The 20,297-nt window shown below is 70.2% G+C and carries 15 protein-coding genes; 8 read left to right on the forward strand and 7 right to left on the reverse strand.

Features of this window, described 5'->3' with window-relative positions:
• Positions 1-289: 289 nt before the first annotated feature.
• Positions 290-2,350, forward strand: a complete 2,061-nt coding sequence (locus AC5L30_RS00530) for a cellulose binding domain-containing protein (protein WP_494864398.1) — start codon at positions 290-292, stop codon at positions 2,348-2,350.
• Between the two features lie 48 nt (positions 2,351-2,398).
• Here AC5L30_RS00530 and AC5L30_RS00535 read toward each other — a convergent pair whose 3' ends face one another.
• The 3 genes from AC5L30_RS00535 to AC5L30_RS00545 all read right to left on the reverse strand — a co-directional run bounded on the left by AC5L30_RS00535 (position 2,399) and on the right by AC5L30_RS00545 (position 6,245).
• Entirely contained in the window at positions 2,399-4,732 is a 2,334-nt protein-coding gene (locus tag AC5L30_RS00535) for a VWD domain-containing protein (RefSeq protein WP_494864400.1), read from the reverse strand.
• A 17-nt stretch (positions 4,733-4,749) separates the two neighbouring features.
• The gene (locus tag AC5L30_RS00540) at positions 4,750-5,352 is read right to left on the reverse strand and encodes a hypothetical protein (protein ID WP_494864402.1); all 603 of its coding nucleotides are present in this window, start codon (positions 5,350-5,352) and stop codon (positions 4,750-4,752) included.
• 149 nt (positions 5,353-5,501) lie between these two features.
• On the reverse strand, positions 5,502-6,245 hold the full coding sequence (locus tag AC5L30_RS00545) for an AraC family transcriptional regulator (protein WP_494864404.1): 744 nt from the start codon (positions 6,243-6,245) through the stop codon (positions 5,502-5,504).
• A gap of 54 nt (positions 6,246-6,299) precedes the next feature.
• Here AC5L30_RS00545 and AC5L30_RS00550 point away from each other — a divergent pair, with 54 nt between their 5' ends.
• Complete coding sequence (locus tag AC5L30_RS00550) at positions 6,300-7,697, forward strand: MFS transporter (protein WP_494864406.1); 1,398 nt, start codon at positions 6,300-6,302, stop codon at positions 7,695-7,697.
• Here AC5L30_RS00550 and AC5L30_RS00555 read toward each other — a convergent pair.
• Complete coding sequence (locus AC5L30_RS00555; RefSeq protein WP_494864408.1) at positions 7,614-9,086, reverse strand: RICIN domain-containing protein; 1,473 nt, start codon at positions 9,084-9,086, stop codon at positions 7,614-7,616. The two genes, AC5L30_RS00550 and AC5L30_RS00555, sit on opposite strands and share 84 nt — an antisense overlap.
• A 672-nt stretch (positions 9,087-9,758) precedes the next feature.
• On the opposite strand from AC5L30_RS00555, the gene AC5L30_RS00560 reads away from it, so the two are divergent.
• Both AC5L30_RS00560 and AC5L30_RS00565 read left to right on the forward strand, forming a co-directional pair.
• A complete protein-coding gene (locus AC5L30_RS00560) occupies positions 9,759-10,559 on the forward strand; it encodes a helix-turn-helix domain-containing protein (protein WP_494864409.1) in 801 nt (266 codons plus the stop codon).
• Complete coding sequence (locus AC5L30_RS00565; protein WP_494864411.1) at positions 10,550-10,741, forward strand: DUF397 domain-containing protein; 192 nt, start codon at positions 10,550-10,552, stop codon at positions 10,739-10,741. The genes AC5L30_RS00560 and AC5L30_RS00565 overlap by 10 nt, the downstream gene beginning before the upstream one ends.
• A gap of 67 nt (positions 10,742-10,808) precedes the next feature.
• On the opposite strand, the gene AC5L30_RS00570 is transcribed toward AC5L30_RS00565, so the two are convergent.
• A complete protein-coding gene (locus AC5L30_RS00570; RefSeq protein WP_494864413.1) occupies positions 10,809-13,613 on the reverse strand; it encodes a M14 family zinc carboxypeptidase in 2,805 nt (934 codons plus the stop codon).
• A gap of 175 nt (positions 13,614-13,788) precedes the next feature.
• Here AC5L30_RS00570 and AC5L30_RS00575 point away from each other — a divergent pair, with 175 nt between their 5' ends.
• Complete coding sequence (locus AC5L30_RS00575; protein ID WP_494865298.1) at positions 13,789-14,145, forward strand: effector-associated constant component EACC1; 357 nt, start codon at positions 13,789-13,791, stop codon at positions 14,143-14,145.
• A gap of 57 nt (positions 14,146-14,202) precedes the next feature.
• Here AC5L30_RS00575 and AC5L30_RS00580 read toward each other — a convergent pair whose 3' ends face one another.
• A complete protein-coding gene (locus AC5L30_RS00580; protein ID WP_494864415.1) occupies positions 14,203-15,546 on the reverse strand; it encodes a glycoside hydrolase family 18 protein in 1,344 nt (447 codons plus the stop codon).
• A gap of 146 nt (positions 15,547-15,692) precedes the next feature.
• On the opposite strand from AC5L30_RS00580, the gene AC5L30_RS00585 reads away from it, so the two are divergent.
• Positions 15,693-16,577, forward strand: a complete 885-nt coding sequence (locus tag AC5L30_RS00585) for a bile acid:sodium symporter family protein (protein WP_494864417.1) — start codon at positions 15,693-15,695, stop codon at positions 16,575-16,577.
• A 58-nt stretch (positions 16,578-16,635) separates the two neighbouring features.
• On the opposite strand, the gene AC5L30_RS00590 is transcribed toward AC5L30_RS00585, so the two are convergent.
• On the reverse strand, positions 16,636-17,055 hold the full coding sequence (locus AC5L30_RS00590) for a PPOX class F420-dependent oxidoreductase (RefSeq protein WP_494864419.1): 420 nt from the start codon (positions 17,053-17,055) through the stop codon (positions 16,636-16,638).
• 283 nt (positions 17,056-17,338) lie between these two features.
• Here AC5L30_RS00590 and AC5L30_RS00595 point away from each other — a divergent pair, with 283 nt between their 5' ends.
• Entirely contained in the window at positions 17,339-19,303 is a 1,965-nt protein-coding gene (locus AC5L30_RS00595; protein ID WP_494864421.1) for a beta-propeller domain-containing protein, read from the forward strand.
• A gap of 100 nt (positions 19,304-19,403) precedes the next feature.
• Positions 19,404-20,297, forward strand: coding sequence for an NAD-dependent epimerase/dehydratase family protein (locus tag AC5L30_RS00600; protein WP_494864423.1), 894 nt, complete (start codon positions 19,404-19,406; stop codon positions 20,295-20,297).

Here is a 20,297-nt window from a genome sequence, read left to right on the forward strand (position 1 = left end):
CGCATCGACTGTGAGCGATAACATGCCGTTCGTCAAGCCGTAACGTATGACGTCTGTCGATCCCCCGCGCACCTTGAGATTGTCGAACCGACAATGCCATTGTGGTACGTCGATGAGCCGCGCGGGGCTGACGTCCGTCCACTGGGCAGCCGGGATCCAGATGTGATCTCCGGGGGACGGTGACACAACCGATGGACCAAAGAGAGCCAGCCGTCCACGAGTTCGCCCGTCGCCGCGTCGCACCCGGACCGGCGGGCGGGCGGCTCATCTGCGCGAAGGAACCCCGCCCATGCGTACACCGAAGACCCGAGCGGCGCTCCTGGCGGGCCTGCTGCTCGCCGCGAGCGCGCTCGCGAGCGTCGACCCACCGACCGCCAGCGCGGCGGCCGACCCGGTCACCGTGACCGTCAACACGCGCGCGGGTCTGGCGACCGTGCCGGACACCGCCCTCGGCGTCAACCACGCCATCTGGGACTCGAACCTCGGCACCGCCGAGACGTCGGACCTGCTCAAAGCTGCCGGCGTGCAGATGATGCGCTACCCCGGCGGCTCGTACGCCGACATCTACCACTGGAAGGACCACACCGCGCCCGGCGGTTACGTCGCGCCGGGAACCGACTTCGACACCTTCATGGCGGCGGTCCGGCGCGTCGGCGCGCAACCGATGATCATCGCGAACTACGGCACCGGCACACCCGCCGAAGCCGCCGACTGGGTGCGGTACGCCAACGTGACCAAGGGCTACGACGCGCGCTACTGGACCGTCGGCAACGAGAACTACGGCAACGGCCACTACGGGTCCGCGTGGGAGGCCGACGACCACCCGGACAAGAGCGCGACGCAGTACGCGCGGCTGGTCGTCGAGTACGCCGACGCGATGAAGGCGGTCGACCCGAGCATCAAGGTCGGAGCGGTGCTGACCATGCCGGGCAACTGGCCGGACGGGATCACCGCCGGCAGCGACCCGGGCCCGTGGAACCAGACCGTGCTCTCCATCGCCGGCCCGAAGATCGACTTTGTGGACGTGCACTGGTACCCGGGCGGCACCGCCGCCGAGTCGCTGGCCCGCGTCAACCACCTCCCCGACGCCACCTACCTGCTGCGGCAGCAACTCGCCCGGTACGCCGGCGCGAACGCCGACCGGATCGGCATCAGCTTCACCGAGCTGAACGTCGACGCCGGCCGGAACACCCAGCCGGCCGCGCTCTTCCTGGCCGACGTCTACAGCGGGCTGCTGGAGAACGGCGTCTTCACCGCGCACTGGTGGAACGTGCACAACGGCATGGGCACCGTGACGACGGTGGCCGGCCAGACCGACTACGGCGACTTCGGGATGCTCTCCAGTGGCGGCTGCACCGAGGACGGCTCGGTCTGCCAACCGCCGCTGAACACCCCGTTCGCCCCGTACCACGGGCTGAGCATGATGAAGCTCTTCGCGAAGACCGGCGACCAGTTCGTTCGCGCCGGCACCGACGAGCCCCTGGTCACCGCCCACGCCGTCCGCCGGGGCAACGGTGACCTCGCCGTGCTGCTGGTGAACAAGGACCCGGACAACGACCATCCGGTCACCATCGACTACGCGGGGTTCACCCCGTCGGCGCAAGCGCCGACGGTCTCCACCCTCACCAACGGCGCCAGCGGCATCGCCACCAGCCAGTCCGGCTCGGCGACCAGCCGGACGCTGCCGGCGTACTCGTTGACCACGCTCGTGCTGCGCCCGGCCGGCGCGACCGCCGGACGGCCGGCGGCACCGGGCCAGCCGACCGCGAGCGGCGTCACCGACCGCGCCGCGACGATCACCTGGCCGGCGGCCACGCCGGGCGGCAGCCCGATCGCCAAGTACGAGGTGTACCGGCAGCACGGCGCGGTCAGTGAGCAGTTCGGCGAGACGGCGACCACCTCGTTCACGGTCGACAACCTCGTGCCCGGCAGCAGGTACACCGTCAACGTGCTGGCCCGCGACACCGCCGGACGGGTCTCCTGGGCCTCACCGCCGCTCACCTTCGCCACCGCCAGCCCCGCCGCCAGTACCTGCACCGTCCGCTTCACCGCCAGCAACGACTGGGGCAACGGCTACATCGGTGGCGTCGACATCATCAACAACGGGACCAGCCCGATCAACGGCTGGACTCTCACCTGGACCTGGCCCACCGGCTGGCAGCAGGTGAGCAGCGGCTGGAGCGCCACCTGGGAGCAGGTCGGCACCGCGGTCCGGGTCACGCCCACCACCGACAACCGGCAGATCGCCGCCGGCGGCACCGTGAGCGCCGGCTTCGTCGGCGCGTACAGCGGGCCGAATGTGCTGCCCACGGCGTTCACCCTCAACGGCACCATCTGCGCCACCGGCTGACGCCGCCGCGGCCGGCTGACCCGTTCGTCGGGCCAGCCGGTCGCCCGGTCAACCGGCCTGGCGGACGGTGACCGTCGCCGACCCGGTTTCGTCCGCCCAGGGGTCGAGCACGAGAGCGTACGTGCCGCCCGTGGGCAGTGGGCCGGTCTCGAACCGCCCGGCACCGCCGATGACGCAGCCACTGCCCACCGCCGCGCCGTCCGGGCCGGTGACGGTCAGAATCGCGCACCGGTCGGGAAGGCTGGCGGCGCTCACCTCGATGGTGAGGCGCTGACCGCTGCCGGCGGGGAACCGGAGCCGGCTGACCGCACCGGGCCGGCTGACCGACAGGGTGTTCGCCCGTCCATCCGCGACGGTGTCACGCTGCTCGTCGCTGGCGTCGCGCAGCCGCACGTCCGCCGAGCCGGTGTCGGTGGAGATCCCGTCGACCTCCAGCACGTACCGGCCGGTGGCCGGCAGGACGAACCCGTCGACATGCCCCTGGCCGCCGATCACGCAGCCGCTGGTCACCTGTTCGCCGGCCGGGTCGCGCAGGCGCAGCAGGTTGCACCGGTCCGGCAGGGTGGCGTCGGTGACCTGGAGGAAGACCTTCTGACCGGCCCGGCCGTCGAACGTCAGGCGGCTGATCGCCCCCGGTTGGGCGAGCGTCACCCGGACCGCGGGCCCGTCCAGCGTGAGCGTCTTCTCCTCGTCGGTCACCGCGACGACCCGTACGGTCGCCCGACCGAGGTCGGCATCCCATGGGTCGAGCACCACCTGATGGTCGCCGGTGGCGGTCAACGTGGTCGTGTCGATGAAGCCGACACCGGAGATGACGCAGCCGGTCGCCAGCTGACGGCCCTGTGGGTCGAGCAGCAGCAACACGCCGCAGCGATCCGGCACGGTGGCGGCCGGCACCTCCACGAAGATCTTCTGACCGGCCCGGCCCGGCACCTTCATCGCGGCCGTGTCGCCGGCCCGGGTCACCGCCAGGTCGACGTCGCCGGCAGCGGGCGCGTCGCGTTGCGCGCGGGCGGCGTCCTCGGCGAACGCCACCTGCCCGGTGAGGCCGACGTCGAGCACACAGTCGGCGAGGATCTGTGGATCGGTGACACCGGCGCGCCGGCAGACGAGTTCGGCGGTGGCCCGGTTGGGCAGGTCTCCGACGGTGAGCAGTCGGTCCGGGAAACGCCGGTCGGTGAACGTGCCGGTGTTCTGCCCCGGCTCGTAGTCGAACAGCGACCGTTGCGCCTCGACGCGCCAACTGTCGGCGAAGCCGGGGTACAGCGCCTCGAACGTGGGCGGCTGCGCCACCCGCTTTCCGCTGCGCACGGTCAGGTCGTCGCCGGGGTCACCGTCGTGGTCGCCGAGCAGGCCCTCCAGCGTCCCGGCCCGGGCGGTGGGCGCGCTGACGCTCACGCTCAGCCCCCACACCCCGATCGGCTGGGCGGTCAGTCGGGCGCCGTCCGGCCACTCCACGGTCACCGCGCCGTCTGCCCAGCTGGTGACGGTGCCGCCGTGGGGCAGCTTCACCCCGTCGGGGGCGGACACCGGCGCGGCGCCGTTCACCCGGACGGCCGGGCCGTCGGGTGTGACGTACACGCCGACCCGGTCGCCGGCCACCCGAACCGCGACGGCCGAGTTGACGGCCACCACCGAGCTGGCCGGGAACATCGTCTGTCGTACCTGGACCTCGAAGTCGTCGGTCGTCGAGCGGGTCAGCACGAACTCCCCGGCGGCCTGGAAGCCGTACCGCAGACCGTCGTAGGTGAGCAGGTGCGGGTCGCCGTTGCTGTTCGCGCACCGGTAACCCTTGCCGATCACCGAGATCGAACAACCACCACCACCGGGTGGTCGGGGCTTGGGCTGGTCGCAGTCCTTGCCGTTGGACGGCAGCTTCAATCCGCTGTACGTGGTACGCAGCGGCACTCCCACGGCCTTGCGGTACGCGTTCTCCGCCAGCACCGCGTGCACCTCGTCCGGGTCCACGGTGCTCGCCTGTAGGCCGCCCTGCGTGCAGAACTTGCCCCGGTCGGTGTCGTTCACCTCATCGAGGGCGTGGTTCATCTCGTGGATCAGGGTGGCGCACTGGTCCTCGGTGAAGCCCGCTCCCTCCTCCGGCAGCGCCCGCCCGTCGTTCTCCGGCACCCAGTTGATCTGCACGTCGCTGCCCGGCACGTACGTCGTGGTGCTGCTCTCCGAGCCGAAAATGGGTCTGCGCACCTTGATCTGCTTGCCGGAGCGTTCCAGCTCGTCGAGCACGGCGCCGTTGCCGGAGCCGCGGATCTGTCCGACACAACCCGCGTACTCCGCTTGCAGGTCGCTGTTGACGCTGACCACGGCGGACGCCGCCTGTGGGGCGAGCAGCACCAGGACGCCCGCCAGCACGACACCCAGTCGCATTCGGCTCCGCAACCCGGTCACCCGCCCTTCACCTCGAACGCGACAGTGCCCTGCTCGGCCGTCGCGGCGCAGGCATCCGCCGGCACACCCCGCAGTGGCGCTCGCAGGTAGCCCAGCACCAGCCGGTACGCCCCCGGTTGGTCGACCGGCCACCAGGTGACGGTGGCCCCACCGCGCCCGTCCGGCGCGGAGGTGGTCAGCGCCGCGCCGATCGGGCTCTGCGGATCGCTGCCCAGGGTCAGCTCCACCGACCCGCGCGGCGGCACCCGCACCAGGTTCTCGACCAGGTACGCGGTGAAGTCCCGGTAGTAGGCGGCGCCGCCGACCGCGGGTGCCACCGCCGTGCCGTCTCGGGTCAACGACATGACCGTCACCGCCCCGTCCGGCACACGACTGAGGTGGCACTCGGTGTCGCGGTTGTTGACCAGCTTCAGCCGCAGGCTGATCTGCTCACCCACCCGGTACGACGGTTGCGCGGCGCTGACGGTCAGGCCGACCGTCGCCGTGCCGCCGGTCGGGGCCGACGACGGGCGCGACCGTCTGCACCCGACCGTGGTGGCCATCAGTAGCAGGGCGAGACCGCCGGCGAGCGCCGCCGTCCCTGCACGGGGTACGCCCATGGGCCGCGAGCCTCCTCCAGGTGCCGACCGTCGTCGTCACCGAACCCGGCCAGCCTGCGCCGCAGGTGGTGGGAACGCTGTCGTGATCCGGCCCGGTGGATGTCCGCTAACCGACCCGCGGGGTCCTGGAGAAGGCGGCCGCCGTGCTGTTACCGGCGCTCGTGTTTGCCCGGGGTGTGCCCGAAGGCGCGCCGGAAGACGTCGATGAACGCGCTGGCGGAGGACCATCCACACTGATGCGCCACGGCGGTGACCGGTACACCCTCGGCCAGCAGCACCAGGGCACGGTGCAGCCGCAGTTGGGTACGCCACTGCGGGAAGGTCATGCCGAGGTCGGAACGGAACAGGCGCGACAGCGTACGGTCACTTCCGCCCACCTGTCTGCCGAGCACGGCCAGGGTGCGGTTGTCGGCCGGGTCGGCGTACAGGATCGCGCAGAGTGCCTTCAGTCGGGGCTGGGTGGGCGTGGGCAGGTGCACGGGCTGCGTGGCCGAGGACCGCAACTGGTCGAGCAGGACGGCCCGCAGCCGCGCACGCGCGGGGCTGTCATCCTGGGGGGCGCTGGTGTAGGCGAGGATTAGCTCGCGCAGCAGCGGCCCGACGGCCAGCACTGTCGGCTCCGTCAGATTCAGCGGGTCCTCAGTCGCGGGCAGGCCGATCAGGTGCAGTTCGAGTGCGCCGTGGGCCTGGTGCTCGTGCGCGGTTCCGGCGGGCACCCAGATGGCGCGGCTAGCGGGGACGACCCAGGCACCCGCGTCGGTGGTGATGGCCAGCACGCCGCGGGCGGCGTAGACGATCTGATGGTCGTCGTGGCGGTGCACGTCGATCACGGACCCGGACGCCAACTGCTGGGCGCGAGTCGGTGCCACCGGCCGGTGGCGGATTCTCGTCATTGGTTGGCAGGTTATCGGAAGCCCGACAGGTCGGGAAGCGGCGAACATGGCGGCGTGCGGAGAAACAGAACGATCATCTTGCTGTCCGTCGGGCATGGTTGCGTGGACGTCTACCAGGGCGCTGTGGCCGCGCTCGTACCGTTCTTCATCGCCGAGCGTGCCTACACCTACGCGGCGGCCTCGGGCGTGGTGCTCGCCGCCTCGCTGCTCTCCTCGGTGGCGCAACCGCTGTTCGGTGCGCTGACGGACCGGTGGGCAACACCCTGGCTGTTGCCACTGAGCACGATCCTGGGCGGACTGGGAATCGCGTGCAGCGGGCTCACCGGTTCGTACCCGTTGACGCTGGCGTTCGTGGCCGTCTCCGGGATCGGAGTCGCGGCGTACCATCCCGAGTCCGCCCGGGTCGCGCGGATCGCCAGCGGCGGAAGCCACGCCGGCATGGGTTGGTTCTCCCTCGGCGGCAACCTCGGCTTCGCTGTCGCGCCCATTCTGGTCGCCGCCGTCGTCGCCAACGGCGGTCTGCGACTCACTCCACTGCTCGTGGTGCCGGCCCTCGCGGGCAGCGTGCTGTGCCTGCCCGTCCTTCGCGCGCTGCGCGCGACGACGGGGGCCGGTTCCGATACCCCGCGATGGGTCGGGACCGACGACAGGGCCGCTTTCGGCCGGCTGTCGCTGGCCGTGGTCTGCCGCTCCATCGCCTTCGCCGGTCTGAGCACGTTCCTGGCGCTCTACGCGCCGCAGCGCACCGGCGGGGGAACGTTCGCGGGAACGGCGGCGCTGGTGGTGCTCTACCTCGGTGGAGCGGTGGGTACGGTGCTGGGGGGCAACCTGGCCGGCCGCTGGGACCGGGTCACCGTCGTGCGCTGGTCGTACCTGCTGAGCGTCGCCGCCGTCGCGGGGGTCGTGTTCGTCCCCGGGCCGGCGTTCTATCTGTTCGTGGCGCTCACCTCAGCCGGGCTCTATATCCCGTTCTCGCTCCAGATCACCCTTGGCCAGGACTACCTCCCGACCCGTGTGGGCACCGCGAGTGGCATCACCCTGGGCCTTACCGTCAGCGTCGGTGGCCTGGTCAGTCCGTTCATCGGCGGTGTCGCCGACGCGACCACCCTCCAGGTGGCCCTCGCCCCGCTGATCGTGATGCCCGCGTTGGGTTGGCTGCTTTTCCGCACCCTCCCCGAGTCGCCCGCGCCGAGGCGGACGGCACCTGGCGTGACACCGTGCTGTACGCGATCGTCGACGACGCCTGGCCAGCGGCGAAGGAGAAGTTGCTGGCACGGCAGGCGGCCCACGAGCAGAACTAGTGATCTAGTACATCGGATGTGGCAGACCGTGCCGCACGGTCTGCCACCCCGCCTCGGTGAGCCCTGGTCAGACCCCGGTTCTTGTCCAGCGCTGGTTGTTGGCGCTTCCGCAGGTCCACTGCTGGATGTCCACGCCGTCTCCGGTTCCTGACTGGTACACGTCCAGACACTTGCCGCTGTGCCGGGCCACAAGCCGGAAGTTGCTGCCCTGGGACTGCCATTGCCACTGCTGGTTTTGGCCGTTTCCGCACGTCCACTGGACGATGTTCGCGCCGTCTGCGGTGGAGGCGGAGGCGACATCGAGGCACTTGCCGCTGTTCTGGTTGACAATGCGGAAGTAGCCGCTACCGGCGTCCTCGAAGCGCCATTTCTGGTTGCTGCCGCCCAGGTAGCTCCATTGCTTGATCTCGGCGCTGTCGGCCGTGGACTGCCCGATCACGTCCATCGCCTTGCCGCTGTTGACGTTGTTGATCCGGTATTGGGTTCCCGAGGGCGGGGGCGTCGTGGAGCCGCCGCCGATGGTGTCGCCATAGGCATAGCGGATCCGGTCGGCGCCAGAAGTGTTGCGGATGGTCAGGTTGAGATTGGTGCCGCTGCCGGTGAGGGCGAACATCGAGTACCAGTCGTGACCGGAGCCGGAGTTCTTGCCGCCGACGGCGGGCCAGTAGGTGCCGCCCATCTGGTTGTCACGCATGACCTGGGCCATGGCGCGGATGTGGCGCACGAAGTTGTCGGTGCTGTTCGCGTCGGCGTAGTTGAGGCCGTTGTCCATGGGCGCGCCGAACTCGGTCGCGACCGCCCGGGAGGCACAGTTGCCCAGACGCGTCTGCATGTGACTTCGCCAGGCGTCGTAGGTCATCGAGCCGTAGAAGAAGGCGTAGTGGTGGAAGGACAGCAGCGTCGAGTTGAAGCGGCTGTCGTTGCAGACGTCGCGCAGGTCCTGGCTTGCGCCAGTGCCGCCGATGAGCACCCGGCTGGGCACGGCCGAGGAGTGGGTGCTGAGCCAGTTGGCTGCGATGTCGCGCCACTGTGCCGAGCTGTAACCGCCCGGCTCGTTCATTGGCTCGAAGTACACGTTGGTGTTCGAGCCGTAGGCGCTGGTCACGCTGGACCACATGGTGTTCCACGCGGCGAGGTTCGCGATCCTCGCGCCGGAGGAATGGTCCGTCCAAAAGGCGAGGATGACCTTGAATCCACGGGCAGTAGCGGCGTCAATGGCGCCCCGGTAGGCGTTCCACCAGGTGGTGTTTGCCACTGTCTGAGTGTTGATAGGCAGCCGGACGGTGTTGATCCCCATGGTGGAGGCCATGTCGTCGTAGAGGGCGTTGGCCTTGGCCTGCACTGTTGCGTAGCTGTCGGATTGGCTCAGGCCCTGCACGACGAGCGGGCTGGTGCTGAAGTTGTCACCCAGTTGAGCCCAGTTCATGCCTCTGAACTGGCTGGTGGCGGCAGCGGCTGGGCCGGCGGTAGCGGTGATGGCGATTGCCGCTGCGGCAGCCGTGGTCGCCATCACCGCACTGGTGGCCACGAGCCTGGCCATTCGCGACAGGGGGCGGCTGAACATGGCACGTCGCATATGCGTCGTCCTTTCTGTTGGGGGACGGGACGATGCAGGTCGGACGCTCCGTGCAGACGGCCTGTGCGGGATGAGCCCTCTTTTGGCCGACCGACAGCATGCTCAGCGCGGTGGGCCTGACGCGGGCACGGCGCGGGCAGGCTACTCCCGGAGTCTGCCGAGGCCGAGCGGATCGAGGGCTGGTCATGAGATCTCCAGTCAACCGGTCATGGTGTGGCAGGCGACGCCGCGGACTCGCCGGCCTGCGGTGCAGAGGTGGCACGTCATCGTCTGATCGCATCGACTCATATTTATACCATTCGGAGCTAGAGATGCCAGGAACGGACCGAGACGTTCAAGAACGCTCAGACTCGACCATCCGGCCGTCAGGCTGGAGGACTGCGACGGATCCACCCAGCGGTCGGGGGCCACGCTGGCCGTCCTCATGCCCACGCCACGCCAAACGCCGCAGCCAAATGACGTTGGAGTACTAGACCGTCGACAACTCATGACCTCGTTGTCCTCCCACCAGCCGCGCCGCTGCTGACGCTCCGCTGTGGAGACAACTACGCTAAGGCGAAGCTCGCCGGATCGGATCGAGCTGGCGAAGCGTTCCACGCCGGGGTAGCGGTGTGAGTAGTTGTGGGGGAGTACCGAATGGCCGACTTGCCGCACCCGCTCGCCGCGTTCATCGTGGCCGAGATCCGCCGGGCCCGAGGGGCCGCCGGGATGACCCAGGACGCCTTTGGCCGGGGCGCCGGCTTCAGCGCCTCGCATGTCAGCGCCGTGGAGAGCGAGACGTGGGCGCTGACGTTGGACTTCATCAAGGGCGCCGACCGGGCGTTCAAGAACGGCGGGCTGTTCGAGCGCATGGTGGGCAAGCTCGGCGCCCCGTCCTGGTTCCTGCCGTGGTTGGACGCCGAGCGCACGGCAACGCAGCTCAGGTGTTTCCAGCCGAGCCTCGTGCCGGGTCTGCTCCAGACGGAGAGCTACGGCCGCGCCGTCATCCGCTGCAACGACACGCTGAGCGACGACGAGGTGGAAAAACGGCTCGCGCATCGGATGGACCGGCAGGAGACGCTGACGAAAGCGACCGCCCCGCACTTCGTCGCCGTCATCGCCGAGGCGGTGCTCCGCCGCGCCCGCGCGGACTTCCGCGACATCATGGCGGGGCAGATCAAGCAGTTGACCACTCTCGCCGAGCGGCCGAACGTCAGCATTCACCTCTTGCCGGACGAGGTCAGCATGCACGTCGGCCTGACCGGGCCGTTCAGCCTGGCCCGGCTGCCCGACCACAAGTGGGTGGCCGAGATGGAGAACCAACTCGGCGGCGTTGTCATCGACCGCGACGACGATGTGGATACCCTCATGTCGAGGTGGGAGATGGTTCGCAGCGAGGCGCTACCCCGCCGGCAGTCACTGGATCTGATGAAGGAAGTGGTGACGTCATGGACCTGATCGGCGCTACGTGGCGCAAGTCCACCCGCAGCGGCTCCGGCGGCGGCAACTGCGTCGAGGTCGCGGACGACCTGCCCGGCATGGTGGGCGTGCGGGACTCGAAGGACCCCGAGGGGCCGGCGTTGGTCTTCGGGCCGGTGGCCTGGCGGGCGTTCGTCACCGAGGTCGCCCGGCGGTCGTAGCCGATCTCCGAACACGCCGAAGCGCCCGCCCCGGTCGAGGGGACGGGCGCTTCGTTGTGCGGGTCCGTCAGCCGACCACGGACCGCAGGGGCACTCGCGCGTCGCGCAGCGCGCGTACCAGATCCCTCGCGAACGGGTGTTCGTCCATCTGGAGTCCCTGCGGGTTCGGGATCACGACGTACGCCGAGCCGTTCTTCGCGGACGCCCGGGGTTCGGTGGTGAAGCGTTCGACGATCGCCTCGGTGCGGGGTAGGTCGCCGGCCGCCACCTGGATGGTGATCGGTCGCCACCCGCCGCCCAGGTCCGGCGTGACCGGCGCGGCGGCGGCGCTGGCGCGCGCCGCGTCGACCTCGGCCGGGCGCCGGGCGTCCGGTGCGGCGGTCGCCGGATAGAGCAACGCGTTGGCGACCAGGTGCAGACCATTTTCGTTGTACGCGCGGAAGAGCGGATTGAACGCGAACAGCACCGCCCGACCGGCGCCGGTCGGCTCGTCGACGACCGCGGCCGTGCCCTTCAGGGTGTCCGCACCGACGGTGTAACCGTTGGCCCAGAAGGTGTCACCCGTCGGGTAGGTGAGCACGTTCGTCCCGGTGGTGCTGGGGGTGAGGATCGGGTCGCTGTTGTTGAACTCGAAGTCCTCCGCCGGGCGACCCAGCGCCACCGGGCTGTCCTGGTCGACGTCGACGCGCAGGTGCGAGCCGATCACCAGGTAGTCCGCCGGCTTGGTCTTCTCGGTGGTCGAGGTGAGACCGGCGGCGCGGGCCACCCGGGTGCCCTCGTTGCGCAGCCCGAGGTAGGTGTGGCCCTGGCTGATCCAGTCGCGCAGGTTGGCCTGCCCGGTGGCGGTCAGGCCGCCGGTGGCGCTGCTGCCGTCCGGCACCAGCAGCACGGTACGCCCGGTGAACGCCTCGGTGTTGTCGTTGATGTCGGCCGTGGTGACCGGTGTGAGGTCGAGCCCCCACCGCTTGCCGAGCACGTAGCGAGCCTCGCCGTGTGAGCCGGAGGTGGTGGAGATGCCGGTGCCCTGGAACAGCCCCACGTCGGGCAGGTCGAGGCGGGTGCCGGCGGGTCGACCACCCGGGGTGAGGGTGACCCCGAGGGATTCGGCCAGCCCGTCCACCGTCCGGTTCACCGTGGCCGCCGGGATGGCGACCCTGCTGGTCGTGAGGTCGCGGACCAGGGGTACGCCGCGGCCGAGCAGGCTGAAGGTGAGCTCCGCGGCGGCGGCCGAGTCGAGCGGGTAGGTGTACGAGCCCCAGGGCCACGCCGCGCCGGTGCGACCGCCGGAGACCTTGCGGACCAGTTCGGCCCTCGGCCGGACGGTGTCTCCGGTGTAGATGGTGTTGATGCCCATCAGCAGCGGGTTGCTCCAGGACGACACGTCGTAGAAGTACGGGAACGGGACGTACGGGTCCTCGCCCATGACGGCCTGGATCCAGTGCTTCTGCGGCTGGTCCATCGGGATCCAGTACGCGCCCCTGGGCACTGTCACGTTGGTGGCGCTGCGCCCGCCGAAGACCCGCGCGGTGGGCACCCGGGTCGCCTTCTGCACCTCGTACACCTCGACGTCCATCCGGCGTAGCCGCTCGACGAGTTGGCGGACGTCGGCGAGCTGCCGGTCGGGCAGCAGGATGTACGAGCGGATGGTGAGGTCCGGCACCGGGAACTGGACCTCGTTGGTGGGCTGCACCACCTCGTTCGGCTCCAGGGTGCCCGCCCGGCCCTGGGCGAGCGCGTCGGTCCAGATGTCGAAGTAGCCGTCCAGCACCTCGCGCTTGTTCGCGGCGGCCCAGCCGAGCGTCGACCACTGGGTGTGGAACTGCTGCTGGACCCGGTCGGCCACAGCCGAGGCGCTGCCCTTCTCGTACGTCATGCCGGCCGCGCCGAAGCCGGTGGTCGGCACCGTGTCGCCGTAGCCCATGAAGAACATGTCGTACGTGTCGTAGTTGAAGTAGCACTCGGTGGTGACGGTCTCGTCGCAGGCCCCGTTGAAGCCGAAGCCGGCCTTGTTGGCCTCGCCGATGCGGTTGATCCAGTCCACCGCCTCACCGGCGATCTCGTGGTGGATCGGGTCGGCGTTGGGCGGGAAGAAGTACTGCCGGCCGCCCATCTCGTGCGCGTCGATGAAGACCTGCGGCGGGTAGCGGCGCAGCAGTTCGAGCTTGCCGTCGGTCTCCTGCTGGGTGCGGGCGAACCAGTCCCGGTTCAGGTCGAAGCCGAACTCGTTCTGCCGGCGGGTCGCGTCGCGGCCGTCCGGGTTCTGGGTGGGGACGATGATGGTGACCAGGTTGTCGTTGCGCTGGGCGACCGCGCAGGACAGGCCGGCCGCCAACTCGTACAGCGTCTTGAGCGCCGCGTCGGCGCCGCTCTTCTCACCCCCGTGCACGTTCGCGGTGACCCAGACGATGGCCGGGCTGTCCTTCGCCGTCCGGGCGGCGGTTCGCGCGCTGGTCCGGCGCGGGTCGCGCAGGTCCCGGACGTCGTCGGCGATCTCGCGTAGCGCGGCGGGCCGCACGTGGCGTTCGTTGGACACCACCGCGTACGGCAACGGCTGGCCGAGCACGCTGGTGGTCATCACGCCGGTGACGACCCGGTTGGAGGCCCGATCGACGGCCCCGAGGTAGGTCCGGACCTCGTCGTTGGTGACGACCCGCTCCTGCCCCGCGCCGAGCGGGAAGCCGAGCACGGTCTCCGGGGCGGGCACCGTGCTCAACCGCGCCGTCGGGTCGTCGCTGCACCGGGAGGGCTGGGCGGCGCTCGCGGCCGGTGTGCCGCCGAGCAGGGGAATCATGCCGAGCAGCAGTGCGATCGTGGCGGCACCTGCCAGCCGCCTGGCGGGGACCATCCGGAACGGACGCATCGATGGGGCCATGTGTCGTGTTTCCCTTCTCGGGAACAACCTCGCAGTGGCCGGAGCCTATGAACCGTCGATACGGCGGTCAAGGGTTGATCGATAGTGCTGACTACTCGGCGTGCCGGTCCCGACGCGGACTGGCAGGATGATGGAGTGGGCTTGTCGTCGGCTGGGAGGAGGAGACGTGCCCGAGATGATCACGCTCTCGGTCCATCCGGATCTTCCGTCCGCCGATGCTCGGCGTTCGCTGGCGTCCTGGCTGCGCGCTGAGGATCGGCTGCGGAAAGGGGTGACCACGACGTCCCCTGACGGGATGTCGGCGGACCGCACGGACGTACTGCGGGTGGCCGCCAGCGACGCGGGCACCGCCATGGTGCTGGTGCAGGCAATCGCCGACTGGTTGACCCACCGCCGCGAGGAGGTGACGGTGAAGCTCACCCGGCCCGACGGCTGGTCGGCCGAGGTGGACGTGCACCGCGCTCGGGACATGGACCAGGTGACCGCGCTCATCGATGCCGCGGTGCGGGCGGTGACTGCGCCGCAGCGGTAGCCGGCCCGCCGCCAGCCGATAGGTCGGCCGGCGACGGGCCGGGTGGCACACGTACGGCTACCAGGTCGTCAGGCCGAGGCCGATCGTCTTGGTCAGCGTGGCGTTGTCGTCGTCGCCGTCGAGCGACCAGATCATGGCGCCGGCCAGGCCGGCCCGTCGGATGTAGAGCGTCTTCTGCAACACGACCGCCGGGTCGTCGTACGTCCACAACGTCGTACCGTCGAACAACCAGGCGTGCCCGGCGCGCAGGTCGCGGTGGACGGTGTAGCCGTTACCGGCCAGGGTCTTCAGCTTCTTGTAGTCCTCGTAGCCGGCCTCGAAGGTGGCCGGCGCGGGCCCGGTGGCCGGCTGGAACAGGCCGTTGCCGCCGCCGGTGATGCCGGTCCAGCCACGACCGTAGTAGGGGATGCCGAGCACGAGCTTGTCGCGCGGCGCACCACGGGCGATCCACCCGTCGATGGCCACCTCGACGGAGAAGTCCGGGTTGTCCGGGGCGCCCTGCGGAACGCGCAACGCCGACTGCTGGTTGGCCCGCGCGTCCCAGCCGCCGTGGAAGTCGTACCCCTGCACGGTGGCGAAGTCCAGGTACTTGAAGATCTTGCGACCCTCGTAGCCGGCGTCCATGGTGGCCGGGCTGGCCGGCAGGAACGCGGTCAGCGGGTGGTGCGCGCGGGTCGTGCGCCCGTACGCGTCGAGCTGCCGGCGGAACTCGGCGAGCAGTTTGGTGAAGTTCTCCCGGTCCTCCGGGCGGATGACGTTGCCGGGCTCACCCTCCCAGTTGGGCCACTCCCAGTCGAGGTCGATGCCGTCGAAGACGCCGGCCCCGGCGCCCGGGCCCCCGGCGGCGCCGTCACCGCCGGGCAGGTTGCCCTTGAGGTAGAGGTCGATGCAGGACGTGACGAACGCCTTGCGGGAGGCGTCGGTGCGGGCCGCGTTCGAGAAGTACGTCGACCAGCTCCAGCCACCCAGCGAGATCAGCACCTTCAGTTTGGGGTGCTTGGCCTTGAGCTTGGCGAGCTGGCCGAAGTTGCCGTTGAGCGCCTGGCCCGGGGCGTCCGCGACACCGTCGACGCTCTCCTCGGCCGGAACCGGGCGCTGGTAGTCGGCCCAGGCGTCGCCCTCACCCGGCCCGCCGTCCACGTAGCAGCGGCCGTCCTCGCTGACGTTGCCGAAGGCGTAGTTGAGGTGGGTGAGGCGGCTCGCCGCCCCGGAGGTTTCGAGTTTCTTGACCGGGAACGCCCGGCCGTAGATGCCCCACTGGGTGAAGTAGCCGACCCGGTGGTAACCGGTGCGGCGCTGTTGGTTGTCACCGGCGCTGGCGGCGGTGGGCGGAGCGGCGGTGACCAGCAGGGTCGCCAGGGCGACGACGGCGGTGAGACGGCGGTGGCGGAATGGTCGCATCGGCACACTCCCACGAGACATCAGGCAAGATTAGTAAAGAGACTTATCTGATTGATGAAGTTAAGCCGATCACCGTCCGGGGTCAAGAGCCGTCCAGCCACATGGGGGATTGTGACGGCGTTACCGGGTGGTAACGATGTTGTGCCATGGACTCCGCCGTGACTCTGATCGGACTACCCGTCGCCCTCGGCATCATCATGCTCGGTCTGGGTCTCGGACTGACCATGGCGGACTTCCGCCGAGTGGCCCACCACCCACGAGCCGCCGTCATCGCCCTGGTCTGCCAGGTACTGGTGCTGCCGGCGCTCTGCTTCTGCCTCGTCCTCGCGTTCGACCTCGCGCCCGAGCTGGCCGTCGGCATGATGTTGCTGGCCGCATCACCGGGCGGCACCACGGCCAACCTCTACAGCCACCTGTTCGGCGGGCACGTCGCCCTGAACATCACCCTGACCGCCATCAACTCGGTGCTCGCCGTGTTCACCCTGCCGATCCTGGTCAACCTGTCGGCGGCGTACTTCCTGCCCGAGGGCAGGAGCATCGGCCTCCAGTTCGACAAGGTGCTCCAGGTCTTCGCCATCGTGCTCGTCCCGGTCGCGATCGGCATGCTCATCCGGGCGCGGATGGCGCAGGTGGCCGAGCGGCTGAACCGTCCGGTCCGCATCCTCTCCGTCGTCGTGCTCGTCGCGGTGATCGCCGGCGCAGTGCTCGGCGAGCGGGAGAACATCGCCGACTACTTTGTCTCGGTCGGCCTGGCCGTGCTCGCCTTCAACCTGCTCAGCCTCGCCATCGGGTACGGGGTGCCGCGGCTCGCCGGTGTGGACCGGAGCGCCGCGACGGCCGCCGGGTTCGAGATCGGCATCCACAACAGCACCCTGGCCATCACGATCGCGCTCAGTCCGGCGCTGCTCAACAGCACCCAGATGGCGATCCCGGGCGCCGTCTACGGCATCGTCATGTTCTTCACCGCAGCGGCCTTCGGCTACCTGGTGACCCGCGTCGGCGCCCGGCCCGCCGCCGCCCTGACGCCCTGACGGCTGAGGCCCTGTCGCCCTGACGGCTGCCGTCGGGCGACAGGGCGGGCGGCAGCGCTCAGCCGACCTGGTTGTTGTCCTTCTGCGCGCCCCAACCGTGCCAGCGGTCGATCTCGATCAGGGCACTGACCCGGGCGCGTTCCCGGCGTGGGTACGCGTTGCCCGTGTAGTGCTTCGACAACCGGTCGATGTCCGCCAGGCCCTCGTCGGAGCGCAGTTCGGCGACGTGCCCGATGATGCTGACGTGGGTGTACCAGCCGGCCTCGTCGAGCACGGTCAGTGACACCCGGGGGTCGTTGCGGACGTGCTCCAGCCGGCGGCGGCTCGCGTCCATGTTCACCAGGATCCGGCCGTCCTCCCACAGGTACCAGGTGGCGGCGGAGACCGGCTGGCCACCGTTGCGAAGGGTGGTCATGACGGCGGGGTTCGGCTTCTGGAGCATGGCGACCGCGGCCTCGGGAAGCGGTGGCTTGGACATGAAGTCTCCTCTTCGCGTCAGGGGGTTACTCCTGCACGTTACGCACCCGCCGGTCCGGTCCAGTCCGAATGGGGGCGTATAGCGGGCTGAGGTCGGCGGCGCCGGCCCGGCCGGCCTCGCCGGGCCGGCGCGATGGTGCGACCGACGCTCGAACCCCTGTCGATTACTCGGCTCGAGGTTCGCATCCCGGGAACCCAGCCCAGGGCAGCCACGTCGTAGGGGCATGACGCGTAGCAGCGCCCACGTACCCCAGCCAACGGCCGCCAACGGCGCCCCCCGAGTCATGACTCCAGCTCGCGTCATGGGACTGGCCCTGGTCGCCGGCCTGGCGCTGGTCACCGGCTGTACGGCGGAGCCGGCCCCCGCGCCGCCACCTGACCGGGGAGTGCCGGCCGGCGGGTTCCGGCTCGTCGCGTTCGACTCCTGCCCGGAGGCGCTGCGGCAGCTGAAGACGGCAGCCAGCGCGCACGTCGGGCCCTGGGGGTTCGGGCCCAACGGGGACGCGCGTGCCTTCGGCAGCGCCGAACGGGCTGCGGCGCCCGCCGTGGCGGGGGCTGCGGACGCGGCGTCCAAAGCCGCCGCCCCCGGCTACTCGGGCACCAACAGTCACGAGGCCGGGGCCGATGAACCGGACCTGGTCAAGACCGACGGCAGGCGGATCGTCACCGTGCAGCACGGCACGCTGTACGTGGTCGACCCGGCCACCCGCCGGCTGACCGGAAAGCTGGAACTGGCACCGGGCGCCGATCAGTTCGGCGGGGCCGAGGACGCCCTGCTGCTGCACGGTGACCGGGCGCTGGTGCTGCGCCGCGACGGGTGGGCCGGGAGGGCGAAACCGGCCGTCCCCGAGGGAGGCGGGCGGGTCGTGGACGCCCCGGCGCCGGACGGTATCGTCGGCCCTCAGCTGATCATGGTCGACCTGTCCGGCCAGCCAAAGATCATCGGCGAATACCGGATCGACGGCAATCTGGTGGACGCCCGCCAGGTCGGCACAACGGTCCGGGTCGTGGTCCGCTCCGCCCCCCGGCTAAACTTCCCGCATCGGGAACGGGCCACCGATGAGCAGCGCACCACCGCCAACCGCGAGATCATCGACAACGCCACCGCCGACGACTGGCTGCCCCGGTACGAGGTCACCTCCGGCGGGAGAACCAGCGCCGGACGGGTCGGCTGCGAACGGGTGAGCCGGCCGGCCGTCTACTCCGGCACGTCGCTGGTGACCGTCCTCAGCTTCGACCTCGGTGCGGCCGCGCTCGGTGCTGGCGACCCGGTCACCGTGATCGCCGACGGCGACACCGTCTACAGCAACGGACCCCGGCTGTACGTCGCCAACGATCAGCGCTGGCGGGTGCTGCCGATTCTGACCGCGCGGAACATCGCACCGGATCCCAGGGACGAGACCACCGAGATCTACCAGTTCGACATCACTGGCACCGGTGCCCCGCGATACGTCGCCGCCGCGTCCGTACCGGGCTGGCTCGTCAACCAGTACGCCATGTCCGAGTGGGACGGGCATCTGAGAGTGGCCACCACCAGTGGCCGTACCTGGGGCGACAGGCCGAACTCGACGTCCAGCGTGTATGTCCTGCGTGCCGACGGCACGGCGCTGACCCAGGTCGGAAAGGTCACCGGGCTGGGCAAGGGGGAACGGATATACGCGGTGCGGTACGTCGGTGGCACCGGGTACGTCGTCACCTTCCGGCAGACCGACCCGCTCTACACCATCGATCTGCGTGATCCGGGGGCGCCGAAGGTGACCGGCGAACTGAAGATCAACGGGTATTCGGCGTACCTGCATCCGGCCGGCGAAGGACGGCTGCTCGGTGTCGGGCAGGAGGCGTCCGGCCAGGGCCGTATCCAGGGCACCCAGCTCTCGCTCTTCGACGTCTCCTCCCCGGCCAAGCCGACCCGGATCGCCCAGTATCACGTCAAGCAGGGGCACTCCGAGGCGGAGTTCGACCCGCACGCGTTCCTCTACTGGCCGGCAGAACGCCTGGTCGTGGTCCCACTGACCGTCCACGGTACGAGCCGGCCGAGCAACGTGGCTGTGGCCCTGCGAGCCGGCGACGGCGGGTTCACCGAGGTCGGCACGGTCGACCACACGCCGGACACGGGAGGTCCCGAGGGTCTGACGCCGATCCGAAGGTCACTGGTGGTCGACGGAGTGCTCTGGACCGTCTCCGCCGGTGGCCTCAAGGCGACCAGCCTCTCCACGATGAAGACCCTCGGCTGGCTGCCCACGGCGTGAACGGCGTGGTGGTGTCCGGCGGGGGGTCGTGCCGCTGTTCGGAGGGGGTCGGTCCGCACCCGCCTCCGGGGCGTCGCGCCTCGCCGGAGAAGATGTCGGCATGAGCGATTCCGTACTGCCCGAGCGCGTCGTCGTCACCGGTGCCACCGGCAAGCTCGGTCGCGCCGTGGTCGCGCACCTGCGCGCCGCGGGCGTCGACGTCCTGGCGGTCGACCGCGTCGGCGGACGCGACCCCCGTGGCGTGAACGGCGAGTTCCTGCTGGTCGACCTGACCGACTACGGGCAGGTGGTGGAGGCGTTCACCGGGGGCGCCGACGAGCACGCGGGCGGCATCGACGCGGTCGTGCACCTCGCGGCGATCCCGGCCCCCGGGCTGATGTCGAACGCGACCACCTTCGCGAACAACTCCGCCGCGACGTACAACGTGTTCGCCGCGGCCCGGGCGGCCGGAATCAAGCGGGTCGTGTGGGCGTCGAGCGAGACGGTGCTCGGGCTGCCGTTCGACACCCCGCCGCCGTACGCGCCGGTCGACGAGGAGTACGCGCCACGGCCCGAGTCGACGTACTCGCTGAACAAGGCCCTGGAGGAGGAGATGGCCCGGCACTTCTGCCGGTGGGACCCGGAGCTGGTCATGGTGGGGCTGCGCTTCTCCAACGTGATGGACATCGAGGACTACGCGCCGTTCCCCTCGTTCGACGCCGACCCGCGGCTGCGTCGGTGGAACCTGTGGGGCTACATCGACGCCCGCGACGGTGCCCAGGCGGTCGAGCGGGCGCTCGCGTACGACCAGCCCGGCGCCGACGTCTTCGTCATCGCCAACGCCGACACCGTGATGACCAGGTCCAGCGCCAGCCTGATGGCCGAGGTCTACCCGGGCGTCGAGATCCGTAAGGAGCTGGGTGAGCACGAGACCCTGCTCAGCATCGACAAGGCCCGCCGGGTGCTGGGGTACGAGCCGCAGCACTCCTGGCGGGACCACGTCGACGTGCTGTAG

Source organism: Micromonospora sp. BQ32, assembly GCF_059358895.1.